17 protein-coding genes are annotated in these 19,686 nt (G+C 67.3%); 11 read left to right on the top strand and 6 right to left on the bottom strand.

Annotation, left to right across the window (positions count from 1 at the left end):
• Window positions 1–6 precede the first annotated feature (6 nt).
• The gene (locus ACWIEX_RS04215; RefSeq protein ID WP_454031871.1) at window positions 7–3,408 is read right to left on the bottom strand and encodes a transglutaminase family protein; all 3,402 of its coding nucleotides are present in this window, start codon (window positions 3,406–3,408) and stop codon (window positions 7–9) included.
• Window positions 3,409–3,642: 234 nt separating this feature from the next.
• Between ACWIEX_RS04215 and ACWIEX_RS04220 the strand changes: the two genes are divergently transcribed.
• The 8 genes from ACWIEX_RS04220 to eda all read left to right on the top strand — a co-directional run bounded on the left by ACWIEX_RS04220 (window position 3,643) and on the right by eda (window position 12,091).
• Window positions 3,643–5,247, top strand: coding sequence for an ABC transporter substrate-binding protein (locus tag ACWIEX_RS04220; RefSeq protein WP_454031872.1), 1,605 nt, complete (start codon window positions 3,643–3,645; stop codon window positions 5,245–5,247).
• 209 nt (window positions 5,248–5,456) lie between these two features.
• The gene (locus ACWIEX_RS04225; RefSeq protein ID WP_454031873.1) at window positions 5,457–6,521 is read left to right on the top strand and encodes an ABC transporter permease; all 1,065 of its coding nucleotides are present in this window, start codon (window positions 5,457–5,459) and stop codon (window positions 6,519–6,521) included.
• Between the two features lie 10 nt (window positions 6,522–6,531).
• Window positions 6,532–7,437 carry a nickel transporter permease gene (nikC, locus tag ACWIEX_RS04230; protein ID WP_454031874.1) on the top strand — a complete coding sequence of 302 codons (906 nt, stop codon included), beginning with the start codon at window positions 6,532–6,534 and terminating at the stop codon, window positions 7,435–7,437.
• A 4-nt stretch (window positions 7,438–7,441) separates the two neighbouring features.
• Complete coding sequence (locus ACWIEX_RS04235; protein WP_454031875.1) at window positions 7,442–8,299, top strand: ABC transporter ATP-binding protein; 858 nt, start codon at window positions 7,442–7,444, stop codon at window positions 8,297–8,299.
• Complete coding sequence (locus tag ACWIEX_RS04240; protein WP_454031876.1) at window positions 8,296–9,048, top strand: ABC transporter ATP-binding protein; 753 nt, start codon at window positions 8,296–8,298, stop codon at window positions 9,046–9,048. The genes ACWIEX_RS04235 and ACWIEX_RS04240 overlap by 4 nt, the downstream gene beginning before the upstream one ends.
• A 170-nt stretch (window positions 9,049–9,218) precedes the next feature.
• On the top strand, window positions 9,219–10,721 hold the full coding sequence (gene zwf / locus ACWIEX_RS04245; RefSeq protein ID WP_454031877.1) for a glucose-6-phosphate dehydrogenase: 1,503 nt from the start codon (window positions 9,219–9,221) through the stop codon (window positions 10,719–10,721).
• Entirely contained in the window at window positions 10,721–11,407 is a 687-nt protein-coding gene (pgl, locus tag ACWIEX_RS04250) for a 6-phosphogluconolactonase (protein WP_454031878.1), read from the top strand. Before zwf ends, pgl begins: the two co-directional genes overlap by 1 nt.
• Window positions 11,408–11,446: 39 nt before the next feature.
• Window positions 11,447–12,091 (top strand): bifunctional 4-hydroxy-2-oxoglutarate aldolase/2-dehydro-3-deoxy-phosphogluconate aldolase, encoded by a 645-nt coding sequence (eda, locus tag ACWIEX_RS04255; protein ID WP_454031879.1) that lies wholly within the window; start codon window positions 11,447–11,449, stop codon window positions 12,089–12,091.
• A 174-nt stretch (window positions 12,092–12,265) separates the two neighbouring features.
• Here eda and ACWIEX_RS04260 read toward each other — a convergent pair whose 3' ends face one another.
• Together ACWIEX_RS04260 and ACWIEX_RS04265 are read right to left on the bottom strand one after the other, a co-directional pair.
• A complete protein-coding gene (locus ACWIEX_RS04260) occupies window positions 12,266–13,372 on the bottom strand; it encodes an NAD(P)/FAD-dependent oxidoreductase (protein ID WP_454031880.1) in 1,107 nt (368 codons plus the stop codon).
• Between the two features lie 9 nt (window positions 13,373–13,381).
• Window positions 13,382–14,554, bottom strand: coding sequence for a M20 aminoacylase family protein (locus ACWIEX_RS04265; protein WP_061965010.1), 1,173 nt, complete (start codon window positions 14,552–14,554; stop codon window positions 13,382–13,384).
• A gap of 611 nt (window positions 14,555–15,165) precedes the next feature.
• On the opposite strand from ACWIEX_RS04265, the gene ACWIEX_RS04270 reads away from it, so the two are divergent.
• Window positions 15,166–15,477: a hypothetical protein gene (locus ACWIEX_RS04270; protein ID WP_454031881.1), complete on the top strand. Its 312-nt coding sequence runs from the start codon at window positions 15,166–15,168 to the stop codon at window positions 15,475–15,477.
• Between the two features lie 18 nt (window positions 15,478–15,495).
• Here the strand turns inward: ACWIEX_RS04270 and ACWIEX_RS04275 are convergent, their stop codons facing one another.
• The 3 genes from ACWIEX_RS04275 to ACWIEX_RS04285 form a co-directional block, all read right to left on the bottom strand.
• Complete coding sequence (locus tag ACWIEX_RS04275; protein WP_454031882.1) at window positions 15,496–16,017, bottom strand: GNAT family N-acetyltransferase; 522 nt, start codon at window positions 16,015–16,017, stop codon at window positions 15,496–15,498.
• A 20-nt stretch (window positions 16,018–16,037) separates the two neighbouring features.
• A complete protein-coding gene (locus ACWIEX_RS04280) occupies window positions 16,038–17,021 on the bottom strand; it encodes a threonine ammonia-lyase (protein WP_454031883.1) in 984 nt (327 codons plus the stop codon).
• Window positions 17,022–17,111: 90 nt separating this feature from the next.
• The gene (locus ACWIEX_RS04285; RefSeq protein ID WP_454031884.1) at window positions 17,112–18,368 is read right to left on the bottom strand and encodes a peptide ABC transporter permease; all 1,257 of its coding nucleotides are present in this window, start codon (window positions 18,366–18,368) and stop codon (window positions 17,112–17,114) included.
• Window positions 18,369–18,533: 165 nt separating this feature from the next.
• On the opposite strand from ACWIEX_RS04285, the gene ACWIEX_RS04290 reads away from it, so the two are divergent.
• On the top strand, window positions 18,534–19,049 hold the full coding sequence (locus ACWIEX_RS04290) for a DUF2478 domain-containing protein (RefSeq protein WP_454031885.1): 516 nt from the start codon (window positions 18,534–18,536) through the stop codon (window positions 19,047–19,049).
• A gap of 7 nt (window positions 19,050–19,056) precedes the next feature.
• Window positions 19,057–19,680 (top strand): molybdenum cofactor guanylyltransferase MobA, encoded by a 624-nt coding sequence (gene mobA, locus ACWIEX_RS04295; protein ID WP_454031886.1) that lies wholly within the window; start codon window positions 19,057–19,059, stop codon window positions 19,678–19,680.
• The last annotated feature ends 6 nt before the right edge of the window (window positions 19,681–19,686 follow it).

Raw genomic sequence — 19,686 nt, forward strand, 5'->3', positions numbered from 1 at the left:
TTCTGATCAGATCCCTGTCGGGCGCCTCAGGTCCAGCGTGAGCGGGAATTCGGCGCTGCGTTCCTCCGGCGGAATCGCCAGAGGGCCGGGACTATGACCGATCGCCTCGAAGCGCGCGAGCCGTCTTGCCTCCGCCTCGTAGGAATTGACCGGGGGTGTCTCGTAATTGCGCCCCCCGGGATGGGCGACATGGTAGACGCAACCGCCGAGCGAGCGGCCTGACCAGAGATCGACGATGTCGAAGGTCAGCGGCGCATGCACCGGGATCTTCGGATGCAGGCCCGAGGCCGGCTGCCAGGCCTTGAAGCGCACCGCTGCGACGGCCTCGCCCGAAACGCCGGTTTGCGTCAGTGGCAGGCGCCGGCCGTTGCAGGTGACGAGGTGGCGGCCCGGCACCAGTCCGGTCGCCTTGACCTGCAGGCGCTCGATCGACGAGTCGACATAGCGCACCGTGCCGCCGATCGCGCCTTCCTCGCCCATGACATGCCAGGGCTCGAGCGCCTGCCGGATCTCGATTTCGACGCCGCCATGCGCGACCTTGCCGAAGAACGGGAAACGGAATTCCGCCTGCGCCTCGAACCAGACGGGATCGAAGGCATAGCCGGCGCGTTTGAGGTCTGCGAGCACGTCTTTGAAATCCTGCCAGACCATCTCCGGCAGCATGAAGCGGTCATGCAGGGTCGTGCCCCACCGGACCAGCTTGCCGTCGAGCGGCTCCCGCCAGAACCAGGCGATGAGCGCGCGCAGCAGCAGTTGCTGGGCGAGCGACATCCGTGCATCCGGTGGCATCTCGAAGCCGCGGAACTCGACCAGCCCGAGCCGGCCGGTCGGTCCGTCCGGGGAATAGAGCTTGTCGATGCAGATCTCGGTGCGGTGCGTGTTGCCGGAGACGTCGACCAAAAGGTTGCGCAACAACCGGTCGACCAGCCAGAGCGGGATCGGCTTTTCGCCGGGCCTGGGCACCTGCGCCAGCGCGATCTCCAGTTCGTAGAGCTGATCTTGCCTTGCCTCGTCGATGCGCGGCGCCTGGCTGGTCGGGCCGATGAACAGCCCCGAGAACAGGTAGGACAGCGACGGGTGCCGGTTCCAGTAGAGGATGATGCTCTTGAGCAGGTCCGGCCGGCGCAGGAAGGGTGAATCGGCCGGGGTCACGCCGCCGAGCACGACATGGTTGCCGCCGCCAGTGCCGGTATGGCGGCCGTCGACCATGAATTTCTCGGCGCAGAGCCGCGACAGCCGCGCCTCCTCGTAGACGCCCTGCGTGATCGCCGCAGCCTCGCGCCAGTCCGTCGCCGGATGGATGTTGACCTCGATCACGCCGGGATCGGGCGTGACCTTGATGACGTCGAGGCGGGGGTCGAAGGGCGGCGCATAGCCCTCGATATGCACGGGCTGGCCGAGTTCCTCCGCCACCGCCTCGACCGAGGCGACGAGGTCGAGATAATCTTCCAGCCGCTCGACAGGGGGCAGGAAGACGCAGAGCACATTGTCGCGGATTTCGAGGCTGAGCGCGGTGCGGACATGCTCGCCGCCGATCTCCTGCTCGCGCCGGTCCTGGACCGGACCCGCCGCCGCAGTTGCGCCGATGCTCATCTGTGCCGGACCGGGCCGTTCCTCCGTGGCGGCCGGTTCTGCAGGCCGTGCCTCGGGATGATCGGTCCAGCTCGCTCCGGCGGGGCCGGCAGCGGCCAGCGGCGGGCGCGGCTCCATCGGGTCCTGCGGGTGGATATGCGGGTATTCGGCCTTGGGCACGACCGGCAGCGAGCCTAAGGGCAAACGGTAGCCGACCGGCGAGTCGCCCGGCACCAGGAAGAGCTTGCCGCGGCGCAGCTGCCATTTCTCTGAGCGCCAGCGGCGGTCGTTCGCGCCCGCCTGCCAGCGCTGCACCGGGATGACGTAGCCACGCGGATTGCCGAGCCCGAGTTCGAAGACCCGCGCCATCCGCGAGCGCTCCTCCGGATCGGAAAGGCGCGAATCGAGCGGGTCGACATTGTCGGGCAGCTGCGCCTCCTTGAGCAGCCAGACGCCGGTGTCCTCATAGGCCGGCATCACATGGTCGGCGCCGAGCCCGAGCTTCTCGGAAAGCCCCTGCGCCAGCGCCTCGGCATCGCGGATGGTGGAGGCGATGTCGAGTTCGCGGTCGCCGCCGGTCTGCGCGCCGGGCTCGCGGGCGATGAGATCGGCATTGCGCCAGATCGGCTGGCCGTCGCGGCGCCAGTAGAGCGCGAAGGCCCAGCGCGGGAGGGTCTCGCCCGGATACCACTTGCCCTGGCCATAATGCAGCATTCCGCCCGGCGCGAAACGCTCACGCAAACGCCGGATCAGCGTGTCCGCGCGCTGGCGCTTGGTCGGCCCGACGGCGGCGATGTTCCATTCCTCGCCGGTCTGGTCGTCGATCGAGACGAAGGTCGGTTCGCCGCCCATGGTGAGACGGACATCCTGCGCCTGCAGATCGGCCTCGACCTTGTCGCCGAGCGCGTCCAGCTCGCCCCAGGACGCGTCGGAGAAGGGCAGGGTGATGCGCGGCACCTCGTGCACGCGCATCACGCTCATCTGGAAGTCGAATGTCGTCTCGGCATAGCTCGCCACGCCGGAGACCGGTGCGGCTGAGCGGTAATGCGCCGTCGCCGCCAGCGGCAAATGGCCCTCGCCGGTGAGCAGGCCGGAGGTCGGGTCGAGCCCGACCCAGCCGGCGCCGGGGATATAGACCTCGGCCCAGGCATGCAGGTCGGTGAAGTCCTTGTCGGTCCCGCGCGGGCCTTCGAGCGGATCGATATCCGCCTTCATCTGGATGAGGTAGCCGGAGACGAAGCGCGCCGCGAGGCCGAGATGCCGGAGCGCCTGGACCAGGAGCCAGCTCGTGTCGCGGCAGGAGCCCGAACCGATCGACAGCGTATGCTCCGGCTCCTGCACGCCAGGCTCCATCCGGATGCCATAGGCGATGCGCCGTTGCAGGCGGGCATTGAGGTCGACGATGAAGTTGACGGTGTTCAGCGGCTCGCGCGGCAGTTCGGCGAGGAAGGCTTCGAGCAACGGCCCGGCTGGCTCCGTCACCAGATAGGGCGCAAGCTCCTCCGTCTGCTCGGGCGTATAGGCGAAGGGGAAGGTCTCGGCTTGCACTTCGACGAAGAAGTCGAATGGGTTGATGATCGACAGTTCGGTGACGACATCGACCTCGATCCGGAATTCCATGACCGGCTCGGGAAAGACAAATCGGGCCAGCCAGTTGCCGGCCGGGTCCTGCTGCCAGTTCACGAAATGCTGCGCCGGCGTCACCTTCAGCGAATAGCTCTCGATCCCGGCCCGGCAATGCGGCGCCGGCCGCAGGCGCACGATCTGCGGCCCGAGCGTGACCGGCCGGTCGTAGCGGTAATGCGTGACATGGTTCAGCGCGGCGATGATGGCCAAGTTTCGCCCCCTAATCCCAGGCGGAAGCCGCCGGCGACGTCAGGTTAGCGGGGCGGTCGGCGCGCGCAAGGCATCGTCAAGGCCGGAAAGCTGCCCGAGCGCCGGGTTGCTGCTCAAGAGATGTGCAAAATGCCGCGACGAGCCCTTTCCCTCGCCGTTCGTCGACTGGACAGCCACTAGGGACTGGTTGCAGATAGCGCCCAACGGGCGGCAAAGCGTCCGCGCAACACAACGATGGGGAATCCGATGCGTCACGTAGCCAAATTGATGGCGGTTTCGGCCTTCACGGCCTTGATGTCGACCACCGCCGCCTTCGCGCAGACGCCGAAGGACACGATCGTGATGGCCAAGCAGATCGACGACATCATCACGCTCGATCCGGCCGAGGCTTTCGAGTTCTCGGGCGTCGAGGTCGGCGCGAATGTCTACGACAAGCTGATCAATATCGATATCAGCAAGAACAACGAGCTGATCCCGGATCTCGCCGAGAGCTGGACCGTCAGCCCCGACAACCTGACCTACACCTTCAAGCTGCGCAAAGGCGTCAAGTTCCACTCCGGCAACCCGATGACCGCTGCCGATGTGGTCTATTCCTTCCAGCGCGCGGTGACGCTGAACAAGTCGCCGGGCTTCATCCTGCGCCAGTTCGGCTTCGTCGCGGAAAACGTGCTCGACAAGGTCAAGGCCGTCGACGAGAACACCGTCCAGATCACGGTCTCGAAGCCTTTCGCCCCGACCTTCTTCTATAACTGCCTGACCTCCGGCGTCGCTGCCATCGTGGACTCCAAGCTGGTCAAGGCCAACGAGAAGGACGGCGACTGGGGCAATGGCTGGCTGAAGCTGAATTCGGCCGGTTCCGGCGCCTACAAGGTCCGCAGCTATCGCCCGAACGAGCAGTACACGCTCGACGCCAACGAGAGCTGGTTCCGGGGCGCCCCGAAGAGCAAGCGCATCGTCGTGCGCCATGTCGCCGAGCCGGCCTCGCAGCGCCTGCTGGTCGAGAAGGGCGACATCGATATCGCCCGCAATCTCTCGAAGGATCAGCTCGCGGCGGTCAAGAGCAACGACGCGATCAAGATCGTCCAGGGTGACAAGGGCTACATCCTCTATCTCGGGCTGAACCAGAAGAACCCGAACCTCGCCAAGCCCGAGGTGCGCGAGGCGCTGAAGCTCCTGGTCGATTACGCCTCGATCGAGAAGAACATCCTCGAAGGCACCTACAAGGGCCACGAGTCCTTCCTGCCGCAGGGCTTCCTCGGCGCGATCTCGGACAAGCCCTATTCGCTCAACGTCGCCAAGGCGAAGGAGCTTCTCGCCAAGGCCGGCCTCGCCAACGGCTTCACCGTCACCATGGACACCCGCTCTGTGGCGCCGATCACCGATATCGCCCAGGCGATCCAGGCGACCTGGGCCCAGGCCGGCGTCAAGCTGGAGATCATCCCCGGCGACGGCAAGCAGACGCTGACCAAGTACCGCGCCCGCACCCACGACATCTATATCGGCCAGTGGGGCCCGGACTATCTCGACCCGCACACCAATGCCGAGACCTTCGCCATCAACGAGGACAATGGCGAGGAAGCGAAGTCGAAGACGCTGGCCTGGCGCAATGCCTGGGACATCCCGCAGATGACTAAGGTCACGCAGGGCGCCGTGCTCGAATCCGATGCGGCCAAGCGCAAGGCGACCTATGAGACGCTGCAGCGCGACCACCAGAAGGTCTCGCCCTTCGTCATCATGTTCCAGCAGATCGAGGTTTCGGCCGAGCGCAAGAACGTGAACGGCTGGGTCATCGGACCGAGCTCGGACACCAACCGCTACGCGACCATCGTCAAGAACTGAGCCCCCTGGCTCCAGAGCCCGCCGCGATCCTGAAAGATCGCGGCGGGCTTCCTTTAGCGGTAGGGGCTGTCATCCCGGGCGACCGAAGGGAGACCCGGGATCCATGCCTGAACCTGTATCGGAAGCGCTCCGGAATGGATCCCGGGTCAAGCCCGGGATGACTCGGTGATTCCGTGAAAACCAACTCACTTTAGAAACGGAGGCGGGTCATGACAGCCGTGACGCAAGCTCCCACAGCCAAGGCCGCGGCGCCGGGAAGGCTTCGCCGCTGGGGCCGCGCCCTTTCGCGCGAGCTGACGACCGTGGTCATCACCATGTTCGGCCTGCTGCTGGTCACCTTCTTCATCGCCCGCGTGATCCCGATCGATCCCGTGCTTGCCGTCGTCGGCGACAACGCCCGGCCCGAGACCTATGAGGCGGCGCGCATCGAGCTTGGCCTCGACAAGCCACTCTGGCAGCAATTCGCCATCTATATCGGCAAGGTCTTCACCGGGAATCTCGGCACATCCGTGCTGACCTCGAACCCGGTCGTCGAGGACATCAAGCGCGTCTTCCCGGCGACGCTCGAGCTCGCAACGCTCGGCACGCTGATCGGTGTCCTGATCGGTGTTCCGCTCGGCATCCTCGCGGCGGTCAACCAGGGCCGCTGGCAGGATCAGGTCGCCCGTGTCGTCGGCCTTGTCGGCTATTCCGTCCCGGTCTTCTGGATCGGCCTGATGGCGCTGCTGCTGTTCTACGCCAAGCTCGGCTGGGTCTCCGGACCGGGGCGCATCTCGGTCGTCTGGCAGGACATCGTCACCACCAGAACAGGCGTCATCATGATCGACGCCGCGCTGGAGGGCGAATGGGAGGCGTTCTGGGACGCCTTCTCGCATCTGATCCTGCCGGCGCTCGTGCTTGGCCTGCTCTCCGTCGCCTATATCAGCCGGATGACGCGCAGCTTCATGATCACCGAGCTGCAGCAGCAATATGTCATCGCGGCCCGCGTGAAGGGCGTCTCCGAGACCGCCGTGATCTGGCGCCACGCCCTGCGCAACGCCGCCGTGCCGCTCTTCACCGTGATCGCGCTCTCCTACATGCATCTGCTGGAGGGCTCGGTGCTGACCGAGACGATCTTCGCCTGGCCCGGCCTCGGCCGCTATCTCACCAATGCGCTGCTCAATGCCGACATGAACGCGGTGCTCGGCGGCACGCTGGTGGTCGGCGTCGTCTTTATCGCGGTCAATCTCCTGACCGACATCATCGGCCGCCTGGCCGATCCGCGCGTGCGCTGAGGAGGCGGACATGAGCGACACCTCCTCGACCGGCCTGCATGCCTGGCTGATCAGCGACAGCCCTGAGTCGCGCCGTCAGGCCCGCCTCGGCCAGCTCTACCGGCAATGGCTCGCCTTCAAGCGCAACCCGATGGCGGTGGCGGGCCTCGTCATCATCGTCCTGCTGCTGCTGATCGCCGCCTTCGCGCCGGTGATCGCGCCCTTCGATCCGATCGCGCAGACGCTCGACAAGCGCCTGCTGCCGCCATCGGCGACCAACTGGTTCGGCACCGACGCGCTCGGCCGCGATATCTTCAGCCGCATCGTCTACGGCACGCGCATCACGCTGGTCATCGTGCTGCTGGTCGTCGTCACCGTCGGCCCCTTCGGCCTGCTGATCGGCGCGATCTCCGGCTATTACGGCGGCTGGGTCGATCGTCTGCTGATGCGCATCACGGACGTCTTCCTCGCCTTCCCGCGCCTCGTGCTGGCGCTGGCCTTCGTCGCGGCGCTCGGCCCCGGCATCGTCAACGCCATCATCGCCATCGCGATCACGACCTGGCCGCCCTATGCCCGTGTCGCCCGCGCCGAGACCATGGTGATCCGCAACCAGGACTATATCGCCGCGATGCGCCTGCAGGGCGCCTCGCAGGGGCGCATCATCTGGAAGCATGTCGTGCCGATGTGCATGTCCTCGCTGATCGTGCGCACCACCTTCGACATGGCGGGCATCATCCTGACCGCCGCCGGCCTCGGCTTCCTCGGCCTCGGCGCCCAGCCGCCTATGCCGGAATGGGGCGCGATGATCTCGGCTGGCCGCGAGCAGATCTTCGACCAGTGGTGGGTCGCGACCTTCCCCGGCGTCGCCATCTGCATCGTCGCCCTCGGCTTCAACCTGCTCGGTGACGGGCTCCGCGACGTCATGGATGCGAGGTAAGTCGATGACGAGCGAGCAGCCTCTTCTCGAAGTCGACAATCTCAAGGTCGACTTCCACACGCCGACCGGCATCGTCCGGGCCGTGCGCGGCCTCTCCTTCACATTGGGCCGCGAGCGGCTCGGCATCGTCGGCGAGTCCGGTTCGGGCAAGTCTATGACCGGCCGCGCCATCCTCGACCTGATCCCGCATCCCGGCGTCGTCAGCGCCGATCGCATGCGCTTCCGCGGCCAGGACCTGATGGCCATGGACAAGGGCGCGCGGCGCAAGCTGCGCGGTCGCCATATCTCCATGGTGATGCAGGACCCGAAATTCTCGCTGAACCCGGTCGAGACCGTGGGAAGCCAGATCGCCGAGGCCTATCGCATCCACCGCAAGGCCGGCACCCGCGAGGCGCGCGAACGCAGCCTCGCCATGCTGGAGCAGGTGCAGATCCGCGAGCCCGCCCGCGTCTATGACCTCTACCCGCACGAGGTCTCGGGCGGCATGGGTCAGCGCGTCATGATCGCGATGATGCTGATCGCCGAGCCCGAGGTGCTGATCGCCGACGAGCCGACCTCGGCGCTCGACGTCACCGTGCAGCTCCAGATCCTCAAGATCCTCGACGATCTCGTCACCGAACGCGGCATGGGGCTGATCTTCATCAGCCACGACCTGCATCTGGTGCAGTCCTTCTGCGACCGCGTCATCGTGATGTATGGCGGCAAGGTCATGGAGACGCTGCCGGCGGCAGAACTCGCCGACACGGCCGCGCGCAGCCGGCGCCACCCCTATACGCTCGGCCTGCTCGAATGCCTGCCGGACCTCGACCATCCCCGGGCGAAACTCGCCACCCTCAACCGTGACCCGGCGTGGCTGGCATGACGAACGCAGCGATCTCCGTCGACAAGCTCAACGTCTCCTTCGGCGATTCCCATGTCGTGAAGGACCTCTCCTTCGAAGTCCGCAAGGGCGAGAGCTACGGCCTCGTCGGCGAGTCCGGTTCGGGCAAGTCGACCGTCTTGCGCGTGCTTTCCGGCCTCAACCGGGAATGGAGCGGCCAGGTCGCGATCGAGGGCGTTGTGCAGCCCAAGGTTCGCGACAAGGCCTTCTACCGCAACGTCCAGATGGTCTTCCAGGACCCCTATGGCTCGCTGCATCCCAAGAAGACGGTCGACGACACGCTGGCCGAGCCGCTCGCAATCCACGGCCTCGACAATGCCGAGGCCCGTATCGGCAAGGCGCTTTCCGATGTCGGCTTGCCCGCCTCCTTCCGCTTCCGCTATCCGCACCAGCTCTCGGGCGGTCAGCGCCAGCGTGTCGCGATCGCGCGAGCGCTCGTGCTCGAACCCTCGATCCTGCTGCTGGACGAGCCGACCTCGGCGCTCGACGTCTCGATCCAGGCCGAGGTGCTGAACCTGCTCGCGGCGCTTAGGCAGGAGCGCAAGCTGACCTATATCCTCGTCAGCCACGATCTCTCGGTCGTTGGCCACATGTGCGAGCGCCTGCTGGTCATGCAGTTCGGCCGCGCGGTCGAGGAAATGACGGTCGAGACGCTGGCCGCGCGCCAGCCGCAGACGGCCTATGCCCGGCAATTGCTGACTGCGAGCGCGGGCTTCCGCCGCGCGGGCTGAGCAATGAGGGCAGCGGACCTGCGTGGCGCCCTCTTTGCAGCGCGGCAAAACCGTCTCACTCTGGTCGCAGCCTTGCGCTAGCTGCTTCGGGTTCGACCCGGACCGCAGCCGGCTGACGAGGCTTGCGCCGGTCCAGCGAACCGGCACCGCCTGACGGAGTTACAGGACCTATGGACGCCACCGTGGACAACGCGCTTCGGCCCGAGACCATTCCCGAGCGGACGCCGGTCCCGCCCTTCGATCTTGTGATCTTCGGCGCGGGCGGCGATCTCGCCCTGCGCAAGCTCTTCCCGGCGCTGGCCCAGCGCAACCGCGAGGGCGTCCTGCCCGAAGAGAGCCGCATCCTCGCCGTCGTCCGCAAGGAGGAGGATGTCGAGGGCCTGCCGAAGCAGATCGCCAGGCGCCTCGATGAAGAAGGCATCCCGAAGGAGCAGGTCGAATCCTTCCTGCGCCGCCTGACCATGGTGATGCTCGATGCGCTGAAGCCGGAAACCTACAAGGCTTTGAAGAAGGCACTGGGCGAGAGCGAACGCGTCCGCTCCTTCTATCTCTCGACCCCGCCCGACCTGTTCATCCCGATCTGCGAGAACCTCGCCAAGGCCGATATCCTGACGCCGACATCGCGCGTCATCCTGGAGAAGCCGCTCGGCCGCGACCTCGCCTCGGCGCGGGCGATCAACGATGCCGTCGCGCGCATCCTGCCGGAAAGCCGGACCTACCGGATCGACCATTATCTCGGCAAGGAGACGGTGCAGAACCTGCTCGTCCTGCGCTTCGCCAACACGCTGTTCGAGCGCTCCTGGTCGAGCCGCGACATCGACCATGTCCAGATCACCGTGGCCGAGACCGTCGGACTGGAGCAGCGCGCCGGCTATTACGACAAGTCCGGGCATATGCGCGACATGGTGCAGAACCATCTCATGCAGCTCCTCACCCTCTTCGCCATCGAGCCGCCGAATATGCTGGAGGCCGGCGCTGTTCGCGACGAGAAGATCAAGGTCCTGAAGGCGCTGCGCCCCATCGTCGGGCCGGATGTCCAGCGCTTCACCGTGCGGGGCCAGTACGGCGCCGGCCAGATCGATGGCCAGCGCGTCAAGGGCTATGCCGATGAACTCGGCCACGCCTCCAACACCGAGACCTTCGTCGCCATCCGTTGCGAGGTCGACAACTGGCGCTGGGCCGGCGTGCCGATCTATCTGCGCACCGGCAAGCGCATGGCGCAGCGCTATTCCGAGATCGCCGTCACCTTCAAGCCGGTGCCGCATTCGATCTTCGGCAATGGCGGCGGCGACCGGCTCGACGCCAACCGCCTGTTCATCCGCCTGCAGCCGAACGATGGCGTGCAGCTCCAGTTGATGATGAAGGTGCCGGGTTCCGGCCGGCTCAAGATCGTGCCGCGTCAGCTCGACCTGCGCTATTCCACCGCCTTCGACGAGCGCACGCCGGACGCCTATGAGCGCCTGCTCACCGACGTGATCCGCGGCGATCAGACGCTGTTCATGCATCGCGACGAGGTCGAGCAGGCCTGGGCCTGGGTCGATCCGATCATCGCCGGCTGGCAGGACTACTATCCCCACCCGCATCGCTATGCCGCCGGCTCCTGGGGGCCGTCGCAGGGGATCGGCCTGATCGAGCGCGACGGCCGCTCCTGGGCCGATCCGGATCTGGTCTGATGGCCGGCCCCCTCGCCTGGCACCGCTTCGCCACCCTCGCCGACGCCTCCGAAGCGCTGGCGGAGGCAGTCGCCATCCGGCTGAAGGATTTGCTTGCCGGGCAGGGCAGGGCGCTTCTCGCCGTGCCCGGCGGTTCGACCCCGGCCGGCTTCCTCGCGGCGCTTGGCGAACATGACTTGCCTTGGGAGCAGGTCACGCTGCTGCCGACCGACGAGCGCTTCGTCGCGGCCGATGACGCCGCCTCGAACGAGCGCATGATCCGCGCGCAATTCGCGCCGCTGGCGGACGGGCGGGCCGCCTTCCTGTCCTTCCACGAGCATGGCAGCGACATCGAGGCTGCTGCGGCTGTGCTCTGCGCGAAGCTCGCCGAACTGCCTGAGATCGATCTGCTCGTCAGCGGCATGGGCGCGGACGGACATATCGCCTCGCTCTTTCCGGGAGCCGATGCTGCCTTCAACACCGTGCCGGATAGCGGCATCGTCGTCGCCCGACCGCCGGGCTTGCCGCCACGCTTGTCGCTGTCGCCCGCCCGCCTCCTCGGGGCCGGCTGGGCGAGCCTGCTCGTCTCCGGCGCCGCCAAGGAGGCGGTGCTTAAGGCGTCCCCGGAGCGAGAGCAGCAGCCGCTGCCGGTCGATCTTCTGCTCGGCAGCGCGCGAGGGCTCGACGTCTACTGGGCGAAGGAGTAGAGCCCGGTTTCCAGTTCAAATCGATTGAAAGACGAGACCATGGACGAGACTGCCGCGATTGCCCGGTTGAAGAGCTGCGGCGTGATCCCCGTGGTGGTGATCGAGGACGCCTCGCGCGCCGTCGATCTCGCCCATGCGCTGGTGGCCGGTGGCATCGATGTCGTCGAGGTCACGCTGCGCCGCCCGGCCGCGATGGAAGCGCTTGCGGCTATCGCAAAGTCGGTGCCGAAGGCTTTGGCGGTTGCTGGAACGGTGGTGACGCCGGCGCAGGCCCAGCAGGTCAAGGATGCCGGCGCGCAGGCGGTGGTCAGCCCCGGCTTCAGCGAAAGCGTTGATGAGGCTCTGCGCAAGGCGGGCCTGCCCTGGCTGCCGGGCGTCGCCACGGCGTCGGACTGCATGCGCGCTGTCGCCGCTGGCCGCACCACCGCGAAGTTCTTTCCAGCCGAGCAGGCTGGTGGCCCGCCGGCTCTGAAGGCGCTCTCCGGCCCGTTCCCGCAAATGACCTTCTGCCCGACCGGGGGCGTCGGCCTGAAGAACCTCGGTGATTATCTCGCCCTGCCGCAGGTCATCTGCGTCGGCGGCTCCTGGCTGGTGCCTGCCGATGCGATCGCTGCCGGCGACTGGAAGCGGATCGAGATACTGGCGCGCGAGGCGAAGGAAGCATTTCAGAAGGCGCGGGGATAACCGCGGAAAATAAGCGAGGCGCGCGCGAAAGAGTGTCATCCCGTGCGCGCTGCGGCATGCGAATGCCGCTGGGCAGACACGGGATCGTTCGCAGAAAAAGGCGCCTTCTCGTCATACGGTCCCGCATCTGCGCAGCAGCACTGACGTGCCGCAGCGCGTGCGGGAAGACACCCTTCACGCCGCGAGCTTCTCCCGCACCATTTCCGCGATCGCCAGCGAGCTTGTCAGCCCCGGGCTCTCGATGCCCAGCAAGTTGACCAGCTCGGCGACCCCATGCACCTCCGGCCCGTCGATGCGGAAATCCGGCATCGGCTCGCTCGGCCCATGCAGCTTCGGCCGGATGCCGGCATAATCCGCGACGAGCGCCCCGTCCGGCAGCGCCGGCCAATAGGTTCGGATCGCCGCGTAGAACTTCTCCGCCCGCGCCGGATCGACCACCAGATCCTGGTCGCTCCCGACCCACTCGACATCGGGGCCAAACTTGACCCGCCCGCCCATGTCGATCGTGGCATGGATACCGAGGCCGGCTGCTTCCGGCACCGGATAGACCAGATGGCTGAACGGCTGCTTGCCGGTCAGCGCGAAATAATTGCCCTTGGCATAGTGCTGCACCGGCACATGTTCACCCGGGAAGCCGTCGAGCAGGCCGAGCAGTTTCGGCGCACCATGCCCCGCCGAATTGACCACGGTCCGCACGCTATACGTCGCCGGATCGTCGCCACCGAAATCGACGCTGAAGCCTTCAGCCTCGCGCCGCCAGCCGGTGATCGGCGTGTTGAGGGCGAGCGAGCCGCCGGCCGCTTCGCATTCGCCAAGCAGCGAGAGCATCAGCGCGTGACTGTCGACCACGCCGGTCTCGGGCGAGAGGAGCGCGATCTCGCAGCGCACCTCAGGCTCCATCGCCTTCGCCTCGGCGCCTGATAGCCAGCGCAGCGTGTCGACGCCCGAAGCCTTGGCGCGGGTCATAATCGTCTCCAGCGCCGGCTTCTGGGCCTCGGAGGTGGCGACGATCAGCTTGCCGCAGGCCTTGTGCGGCAAGCCGCGCTCTTGCAGGTAGCGGTAGAGTAGCTCACGGCCCGCGACGCAGGCGCGGGCCTTCAGCGAGCCGGGCGGATAATAGATCCCGGCATGGATGACCTCGGAATTGCGGGCCGAGGTCTGGGTGCCGATGCCCTCAGTAGCCTCAGTGATAACGACCTCGCGTCCGGCCAGTGCCAGTTCGCGGGCAACCGCGAGGCCGACAACGCCGGCCCCGATCACCAGACAATCGATGTCGCTCATCGCCGGCCGTCAGCCGCGCTGCGGCATGGCGATCTCGATGAGGCTCGCCCAGTAGTTCACGCCCACCGGGATCGCCGCATCGTTGAACTCGTAGGCCGGGTTGTGCAGGCCGGCCGAGTCGCCGTTGCCGATATTGATGAAGGCGCCGGGGCGCTCCTCCAGCATGTAGGAGAAGTCCTCCGAGCCCATGGTCGGCGGCACCTCGGTGTTGATCGCGTCCGAGCCGAAGGCTTCCTTCGTCACACTGGTGGCGAAATCGGTCTGGCCGGCATGGTTGAAGGTCACGGGATAGCCGAGATGGTATTCCAGTTCGTACTTCATGCCGAAGGCCTTCATCACGCCTTCGACGATCTCGGTGATGCGCTTTTGCGCCAGCGCGCGCATCTCCGGCGTCAGCGTGCGGACCGAACCCTTGATCTCGGCGGTCTGCGGGATGACGTTGAACGCCTCGCCGGCATTCAGGGCCGTCACCGAGACCACGATGGAATCGAGCGGATCGGCGTTGCGCGAGGACACCGTCTGCAGCGCGGTGACGAGTGCACAGGAAGCGACGATCGGGTCGTTGACGCGGTGCGGCGCCGCCGCGTGCCCGCCCAGCCCCTCGATCTTGATATGGATGCGGTCGGCCGCGGCCATGGCGGGGCCCTTGCGGATCTCGAACTTGCCGACGGGAACGCCCGGCTTGTTGTGCATGCCGTAGACTTCCTGGATGCCGAAGCGGGTGATCAGCCCGTCGTCGATCATCGCCTTGGCGCCGGCGCCGCCTTCTTCGGCCGGCTGGAAGATCAGCACGGCGGTGCCGTCGAAATCGCGGGTCTCGGTCAGGTATTTGGCGGCGCCGAGCAGCATCGCGGTGTGGCCGTCATGGCCGCAGGCATGCATCTTGCCGGGCACGGTCGAGCGGTGCGGGAGATTGGTCTCTTCATGGATCGGCAGCGCATCCATGTCGGCGCGCATGGCGATGACCCGGCCGGAATTCTGGCCCTTGCCCTTGATGATGCCGACCACGCCGGTCTGGCCGACGCCGGTGGCGACTTCGTCGACGCCCCACTCCTTGAGCTTGTCGGCGACGAGACCGGCGGTCCGGTGGACGTCGTACATCAGCTCGGGGTGGCGATGGATGTCGCGGCGGATGGCGGTGATTTCCGGGGTCAGCGCCGCGATGATGTCGGTCTTGGGCATCGTATCCTCTGAGATGGTATGGGGCGACCGCGCAGAAAGCGGGTGCCGTCGCGCAGGCTAGCCCAGCCGTGACCCGCCTGTCCAAGCCGGTGGCGCGCAGGGGATGGGCCTTCGCGGAATGGCGGGCGCTATTCACCGGGTCATCCCGTGCGCGCTGCGGCATGGAATGCCGCTGCGCAGACACGGGACCGTCCTCAGAAAGAGGCGCCTTCTCGTCGCGCGGTCCCGTGTCTGCGGAGCACCGCTGCGCGCTGCACCGCGCACGGGATGACAGCCTTACGCCACCGGCTTCTCGGATATCATTTCCTGCATGACCAAGGGCCACGAACGGTCAAGATGACGGCTCTGAAATAATCCGGAAAGCCTACAGCCATGATTTGGCCTTGCTTGACGATTAGCGGAGGCGGCATCCGCTCGGGCCATCGAGAATATCTGGCCTGATCCTTTCCAATCTCCCCTTACATGTCTGGTAGATGATGCGTCGCTTGTCGTTGCTTGCGTTATTGTGCGGCTTCTTGCCTGCTGCCGCCCTGGCTGATGTCACGCCCGAGAAAATATCCTTTCAGCCGCAGGTCAAAGGCCTCGGTTGCCTCAAGCCCGAGACGAAAGCGATGATCGCCGAACTCGTTGCGAAGATCGGCCCGATCCAGATCACCTCGACTTGCGGCGGCCGTCATGCCCGCCACTCCCAGCACTACAGCGGCCGGGCGATCGATTTCCGGCCGATGGCGACGTCGTCGCGCAAGGCTGCCGCTGCAGCGCGTGCGATCGAGAGCGTTGGCGGTGTCGGCACCTATTCCAACGGTCTGGTCCATGCCGATGTCGGTGCGCGCGAAGCCTCCTGGCACGGCCACAAGCGCAGCCGCTACGCTTCCGCCGGCAAGCGCCGCCACTACACGCGGGTGGCCCGCAACAGCAACTGACGCAGCCTGACGCGCTTCTTAGCGAGGCGCAGACATGAGCCTGTGCCGATAGACCAGATCCTTCGGGTCGGGTCTGTCGGCCACCAGGTCGCGGACGGCGCCGAGGCGTTCCGCCAGGGCGGCCGAACTCGCATTGTCGGGCGCGATATAGCTGACCAGTTCGGCAACCCCGAGCGTCTGCGCCGCCCAGTCGCGTAAGGAACGGGCGGCCTCGCTCGCGTAGCCCTGTCCTTCATGACCCTCATAGAGCAGCCAGCCCAGCTCCTTCTCCGGGAAGAGCGGGCCGTGGCTGATGCCGACCTGGCCGATACAGATTCCGTTTGTGCGCTGGTCGATCATCAGCCCGCCATGGCCGTACAGACTCCAGCAGGCGATGTCGTGGCAGAACAGCCCCCAGGCCTGCCGCTTTGACAATGGCCCGCCGAGCCCTGCCGCACGCGGTGAGGCGAGGAAGGCGGCATAGGCAGGGAAATCCGCCTCCATCATGGGGCGCAGGACGAGGCGCTGCGTCTGCAACGTCGGGGGCGATCGGTGGGGCATAGCAGGTTCCGGAGCGGCGTTCAGACGCCGAAGCTCTTGCGCCAGCCCTCGATATCCTCAAGCGCGACGTTCGAGCCGCAGAGCACGAGGCAGACGCGCTCGCCCGGCCGGAAGCTGTCCTTTCGCTCCAGCGCCGCGGCGACCACGCAGGCGGCGGCCGGCTCCAGCAATACCCTCCCGTTCTGGAGCACCCAGACGAGCTCGCGGATGGCGTCCGCATCGGACACCACGATGATCTCCTCGAGGAACTGCTGCGCCGCTGCCATCGTGCGCCTGGTCGCGAAGGGCGCGCCGAGCGTGCGAGCGATCGAGGTCGGTCGGATCGAAACCGGCTCGCCGGCCGCCAGCGCCTGCGTCATCGTCGTGGCGCCTTCGGTCTCGACTCCGTGCAATCGTACGGCCGGGTCGAGGCCTTTCAGGGCCGCGCCGACGCCGGCCGAAAAGCCTCCGCCGCCGACCGAGACGAAGACATGGTCGAGCCGCCCGCCGGCATCGGCGGCCAGTTCGAGGCCGAGCGTGCCATGGCCGGCGATGATCGCCGGATCGTCATAGGAATGGACATGGGTCATGCCCTGCGTGGCGTAAGACTCGGCCTTGGCGAAGGCGGCGATGGAATCCTCGCAGAGCTCGACCTGCCCGCCGGCTTCCTCCGTCAGGCGGATGTTGAGCGCCGGCGTTGCCTTCGGCATCAGCACCAGCGCCCGCGTACCGACAGCGCGCGCGACGAGGGAGACGGCGATCGCATGATTGCCGCCGGACACGGTGACGACGCCACGCCGGAGCTCCGCCTCGCTCAGGCCTGACAGCTTGTTGAAGCAGCCCCGCACTTTGAAGGAGCCGCCAAGCTGCAGGCTTTCCAGCTTGATCCAGGTCTCGACTCCCAGGCGCTCCGACAATCCGACGCTGTGATAGGTCGGCGTGCGCCGGACCTTGCCGGCGATGCGCGCGGCGGCGGCCTGGACGTCGGCAAGGGTGACGTCGAACGGGGTGACGTCGAAGGTCATGGCGCTCTTGTCCTCTGCCGCAGCGATTCCGATCAGGCGGCACGAGAGCGCGGCCGGTGCAGGCCCGTCAAGCGCCGTGAGCCTGGGCCACTATTGATGCGGCGGTTGGGAGGCTTTGGGTCGCGTATGGTTGGGGGCGCGTGTCGGCAGCGGCACGGCGGGGCGGTCGGTCCGGTACTGGCCCCGCGCGATGGCGCCGAACAGGAGCATGACGGCCGTCAGGGTCATCAGCCACCAGGGCAGCAGCGGCGCGAAGCCGAAGACGCTGAGCGCGAAGGCGGTCGTGAAAGCGGCGACGCCGCCGGCCGCCAGCGCTCCGGTCATGCGCCCGGCAGCGCGGATCGCGAAATAAAGGCAGGCCGCGCCGGCTGCGGCACCGACCAGCCCGAGCTCATACCAGGTCTCGAACAGCAAGGTTGCCGGAGCGGGCTGGGGCAGGATGCCGCTCATCTGGCCGCGCAGGACGGTATCGAGGCCATGCCCGGTGATCACCTCGATCGGCGATTGCCGGATCACATCGGCCCAGATCGACAGCATCTGCGCGAAGTCGTCGGCGCTGTCCGGCAGGATCGAGACGAGCGGCGCCAGCAGGAAGGGCAGGATCGGCGCCAGCAGCATCAAGCCGGCGACGATGACCGCGATGATCTGCGTCGCGCGCTCGCGGCTGGCGGTGACGGCACCGAAGGCGACGGCGCCGAAGATCATCGCCAGCGTTTCCCCGTCCTCGAACCGCGTCAGCGCCAGCAGCGCCACGACGAGCGCGAGCCCGAGCGCGCTCAATCCGCGTTCGCGCGAGAGCAGCCAGGCCAGCGCGGGCCAGGCCGTGATCAGAATGATCGAGATGCCGCGCTCGACGGCCCCGGGCGGCGTTTCGGCATGGCGCAGCGCCGCGACCGCGATCAGCCCGAGCGCGAAGATGCCGGCACTGCCGGTGCCGAGTGCGACGAGATTGAGGTTCGACGAGCGCATCCGATCGGGCAGGGCGGAGAGGCCGACGAAGCCGAGAATGGCCGCGAGCATGAGATTGCCGGCCTTCTCGGCGGCCGCGCCCGGGAACGGACTCCAGACCAGCGACAGGAAGGCCCATGCGATCAGGCCGATCAGGATCACGCCAGGGCGGCTCAGCAGCAAGGCCCGAAGGGTCGCCACGAATTTGCGGGGATCCTCGATCAGGGCCGCGATGATCAGCAGCGCGATGCCGATCGGCACCAGCACGACGGCGGCTCGGCGCGATACCAGCGCGGCCAGCGGCAGGACGAGGGCCAGCGTGCCGAAGCCGATGCGCCGCAGCAGCAGCGCGGCGTCGGTGGCCGGGTCGAGCGGGGCTTGGGCGTTCTTTCGGATCATGCGTTCCGGCGGTCGTCACGGGGCCTCAGCCTGCCACCCTAGCGGGCGCAGGCGCGCCCGACTGTAGGTGCGGCGCAACACTGTCGCGGCATCTCTCCGGCGGGATTGCAGGGGCGCGGCGCTGCCGCCACTGGCGGAGGGGCAGCGTTCATGAGAGAAAGCGGCATGACCATGCTGGCAGCCATCCCCTTTGCGAGCGGCTTCGCGATCGATGCCTTCATGCACGGCCTCGTCGACAGGCTGAAGCGGCAGGGGCTGCGCCTCGGCGGCGTGGTCCAGCACAACGACGCGACCTGCGACGATCGCTGCATGGCGATGTCGCTGGAGGATGTCGCGAGCGGCCGGCGCTTTCCGATCAGCCAGGATCTCGGAGCCGGAGCCTCCGGTTGCCATCTCGACGCAGCCGGGCTTGCGGCCGCAGCCGCAGCCTTTTCCGATGCGCTGGCCGGGCGCGCCGATCTCGTGATCGTCAACCGCTTCGGCAAGCAGGAGGCCCTGGGCGGGGGGCTGCGCCAGGAGATCGCCGGCGCGCTGCTCGCGGGCCTGCCGCTCCTGATCGCGGTGCGCCGCGATTTCCTGCCGGCCTGGCGCGACTTCGCCGGCGACGACTGGCTCGAACTGCTGCCCGAGGAGGCTGCGGTGGAGCGTTGGGCACACGCTGCGACCTCCGTCGCGGCCTGAAGCCTGATTGAGCGCCTTGGTGGAGATATCGACCGTCGGCCTGATCCTCGCGGGCGGTCTCGCCCGGCGCATGGGCGGCGGCGACAAGGCCCTGAAGCCGCTCGCCGGCCGGCCGATCCTCGACCACGTCATCGATCGCCTGCGCGGCCAGTGCGACGAACTCCTGCTCAACGCCAATGGCGATCCCGCGCGTCTGGCCGCATTCGGCCTGCCGATCGTCGCCGATACCGTGCCGGATTTCGCGGGTCCCCTCGCCGGCATTCTCGCGGGCCTCGACTGGGTCGCCGCGCATCGGCCGCAAACCGGGTGGCTGCTCAGCGTCGCTGCCGATACGCCCTTCATCCCCGGCGATCTTGCCTCGCGTCTTCACCAGGTGCGCCGCGCCGCCGGCACGCCGCTCGCCTGCGCCGCCTCGGGGGGGCAGCAGCATCACGCCATCGGCCTCTGGCCTGTCGTATTGCGGGAGGACCTGCGCCAGGCATTGGCCGCGGGGGAACGCAGGCTCGGCCGCTGGACGCAAATCCACGGCGTTGCCGTCGCGGAATGGCCGGCTGAGCCCTCCGACCCGTTCTTCAACGTCAACACGCCCGAGGATCTTGCCGAAGCCGAGCGTCTGACGATGGCGCGCTGACCGCGT

This window comes from Allobosea sp. NPDC055353 (genome assembly GCF_053644975.1).

Excerpts from the sequence above, each read along its gene's own strand:
- zwf (WP_454031877.1), top strand. The coding sequence starts at position 9,219 with ATGGACGCCACCGTGGACAACGCGCTTCGGCCCGAGACCATTCCCGAG.
- ACWIEX_RS04285 (WP_454031884.1), bottom strand. The coding sequence starts at position 18,368 with ATGATCCGAAAGAACGCCCAAGCCCCGCTCGACCCGGCCACCGACGCC.
- ACWIEX_RS04270 (WP_454031881.1), top strand. The coding sequence starts at position 15,166 with ATGATCGCCGAACTCGTTGCGAAGATCGGCCCGATCCAGATCACCTCG.
- nikC (WP_454031874.1), top strand. The coding sequence starts at position 6,532 with ATGAGCGACACCTCCTCGACCGGCCTGCATGCCTGGCTGATCAGCGAC.
- ACWIEX_RS04265 (WP_061965010.1), bottom strand. The coding sequence starts at position 14,554 with ATGCCCAAGACCGACATCATCGCGGCGCTGACCCCGGAAATCACCGCC.
- ACWIEX_RS04235 (WP_454031875.1), top strand. The coding sequence starts at position 7,442 with ATGACGAGCGAGCAGCCTCTTCTCGAAGTCGACAATCTCAAGGTCGAC.
- ACWIEX_RS04275 (WP_454031882.1), bottom strand. The coding sequence starts at position 16,017 with ATGCCCCACCGATCGCCCCCGACGTTGCAGACGCAGCGCCTCGTCCTG.
- ACWIEX_RS04260 (WP_454031880.1), bottom strand. The coding sequence starts at position 13,372 with ATGAGCGACATCGATTGTCTGGTGATCGGGGCCGGCGTTGTCGGCCTC.
- ACWIEX_RS04290 (WP_454031885.1), top strand. The coding sequence starts at position 18,534 with ATGACCATGCTGGCAGCCATCCCCTTTGCGAGCGGCTTCGCGATCGAT.
- eda (WP_454031879.1), top strand. The coding sequence starts at position 11,447 with ATGGACGAGACTGCCGCGATTGCCCGGTTGAAGAGCTGCGGCGTGATC.
- ACWIEX_RS04280 (WP_454031883.1), bottom strand. The coding sequence starts at position 17,021 with ATGACCTTCGACGTCACCCCGTTCGACGTCACCCTTGCCGACGTCCAG.
- ACWIEX_RS04225 (WP_454031873.1), top strand. The coding sequence starts at position 5,457 with ATGACAGCCGTGACGCAAGCTCCCACAGCCAAGGCCGCGGCGCCGGGA.
- ACWIEX_RS04240 (WP_454031876.1), top strand. The coding sequence starts at position 8,296 with ATGACGAACGCAGCGATCTCCGTCGACAAGCTCAACGTCTCCTTCGGC.
- pgl (WP_454031878.1), top strand. The coding sequence starts at position 10,721 with ATGGCCGGCCCCCTCGCCTGGCACCGCTTCGCCACCCTCGCCGACGCC.
- ACWIEX_RS04220 (WP_454031872.1), top strand. The coding sequence starts at position 3,643 with ATGGGGAATCCGATGCGTCACGTAGCCAAATTGATGGCGGTTTCGGCC.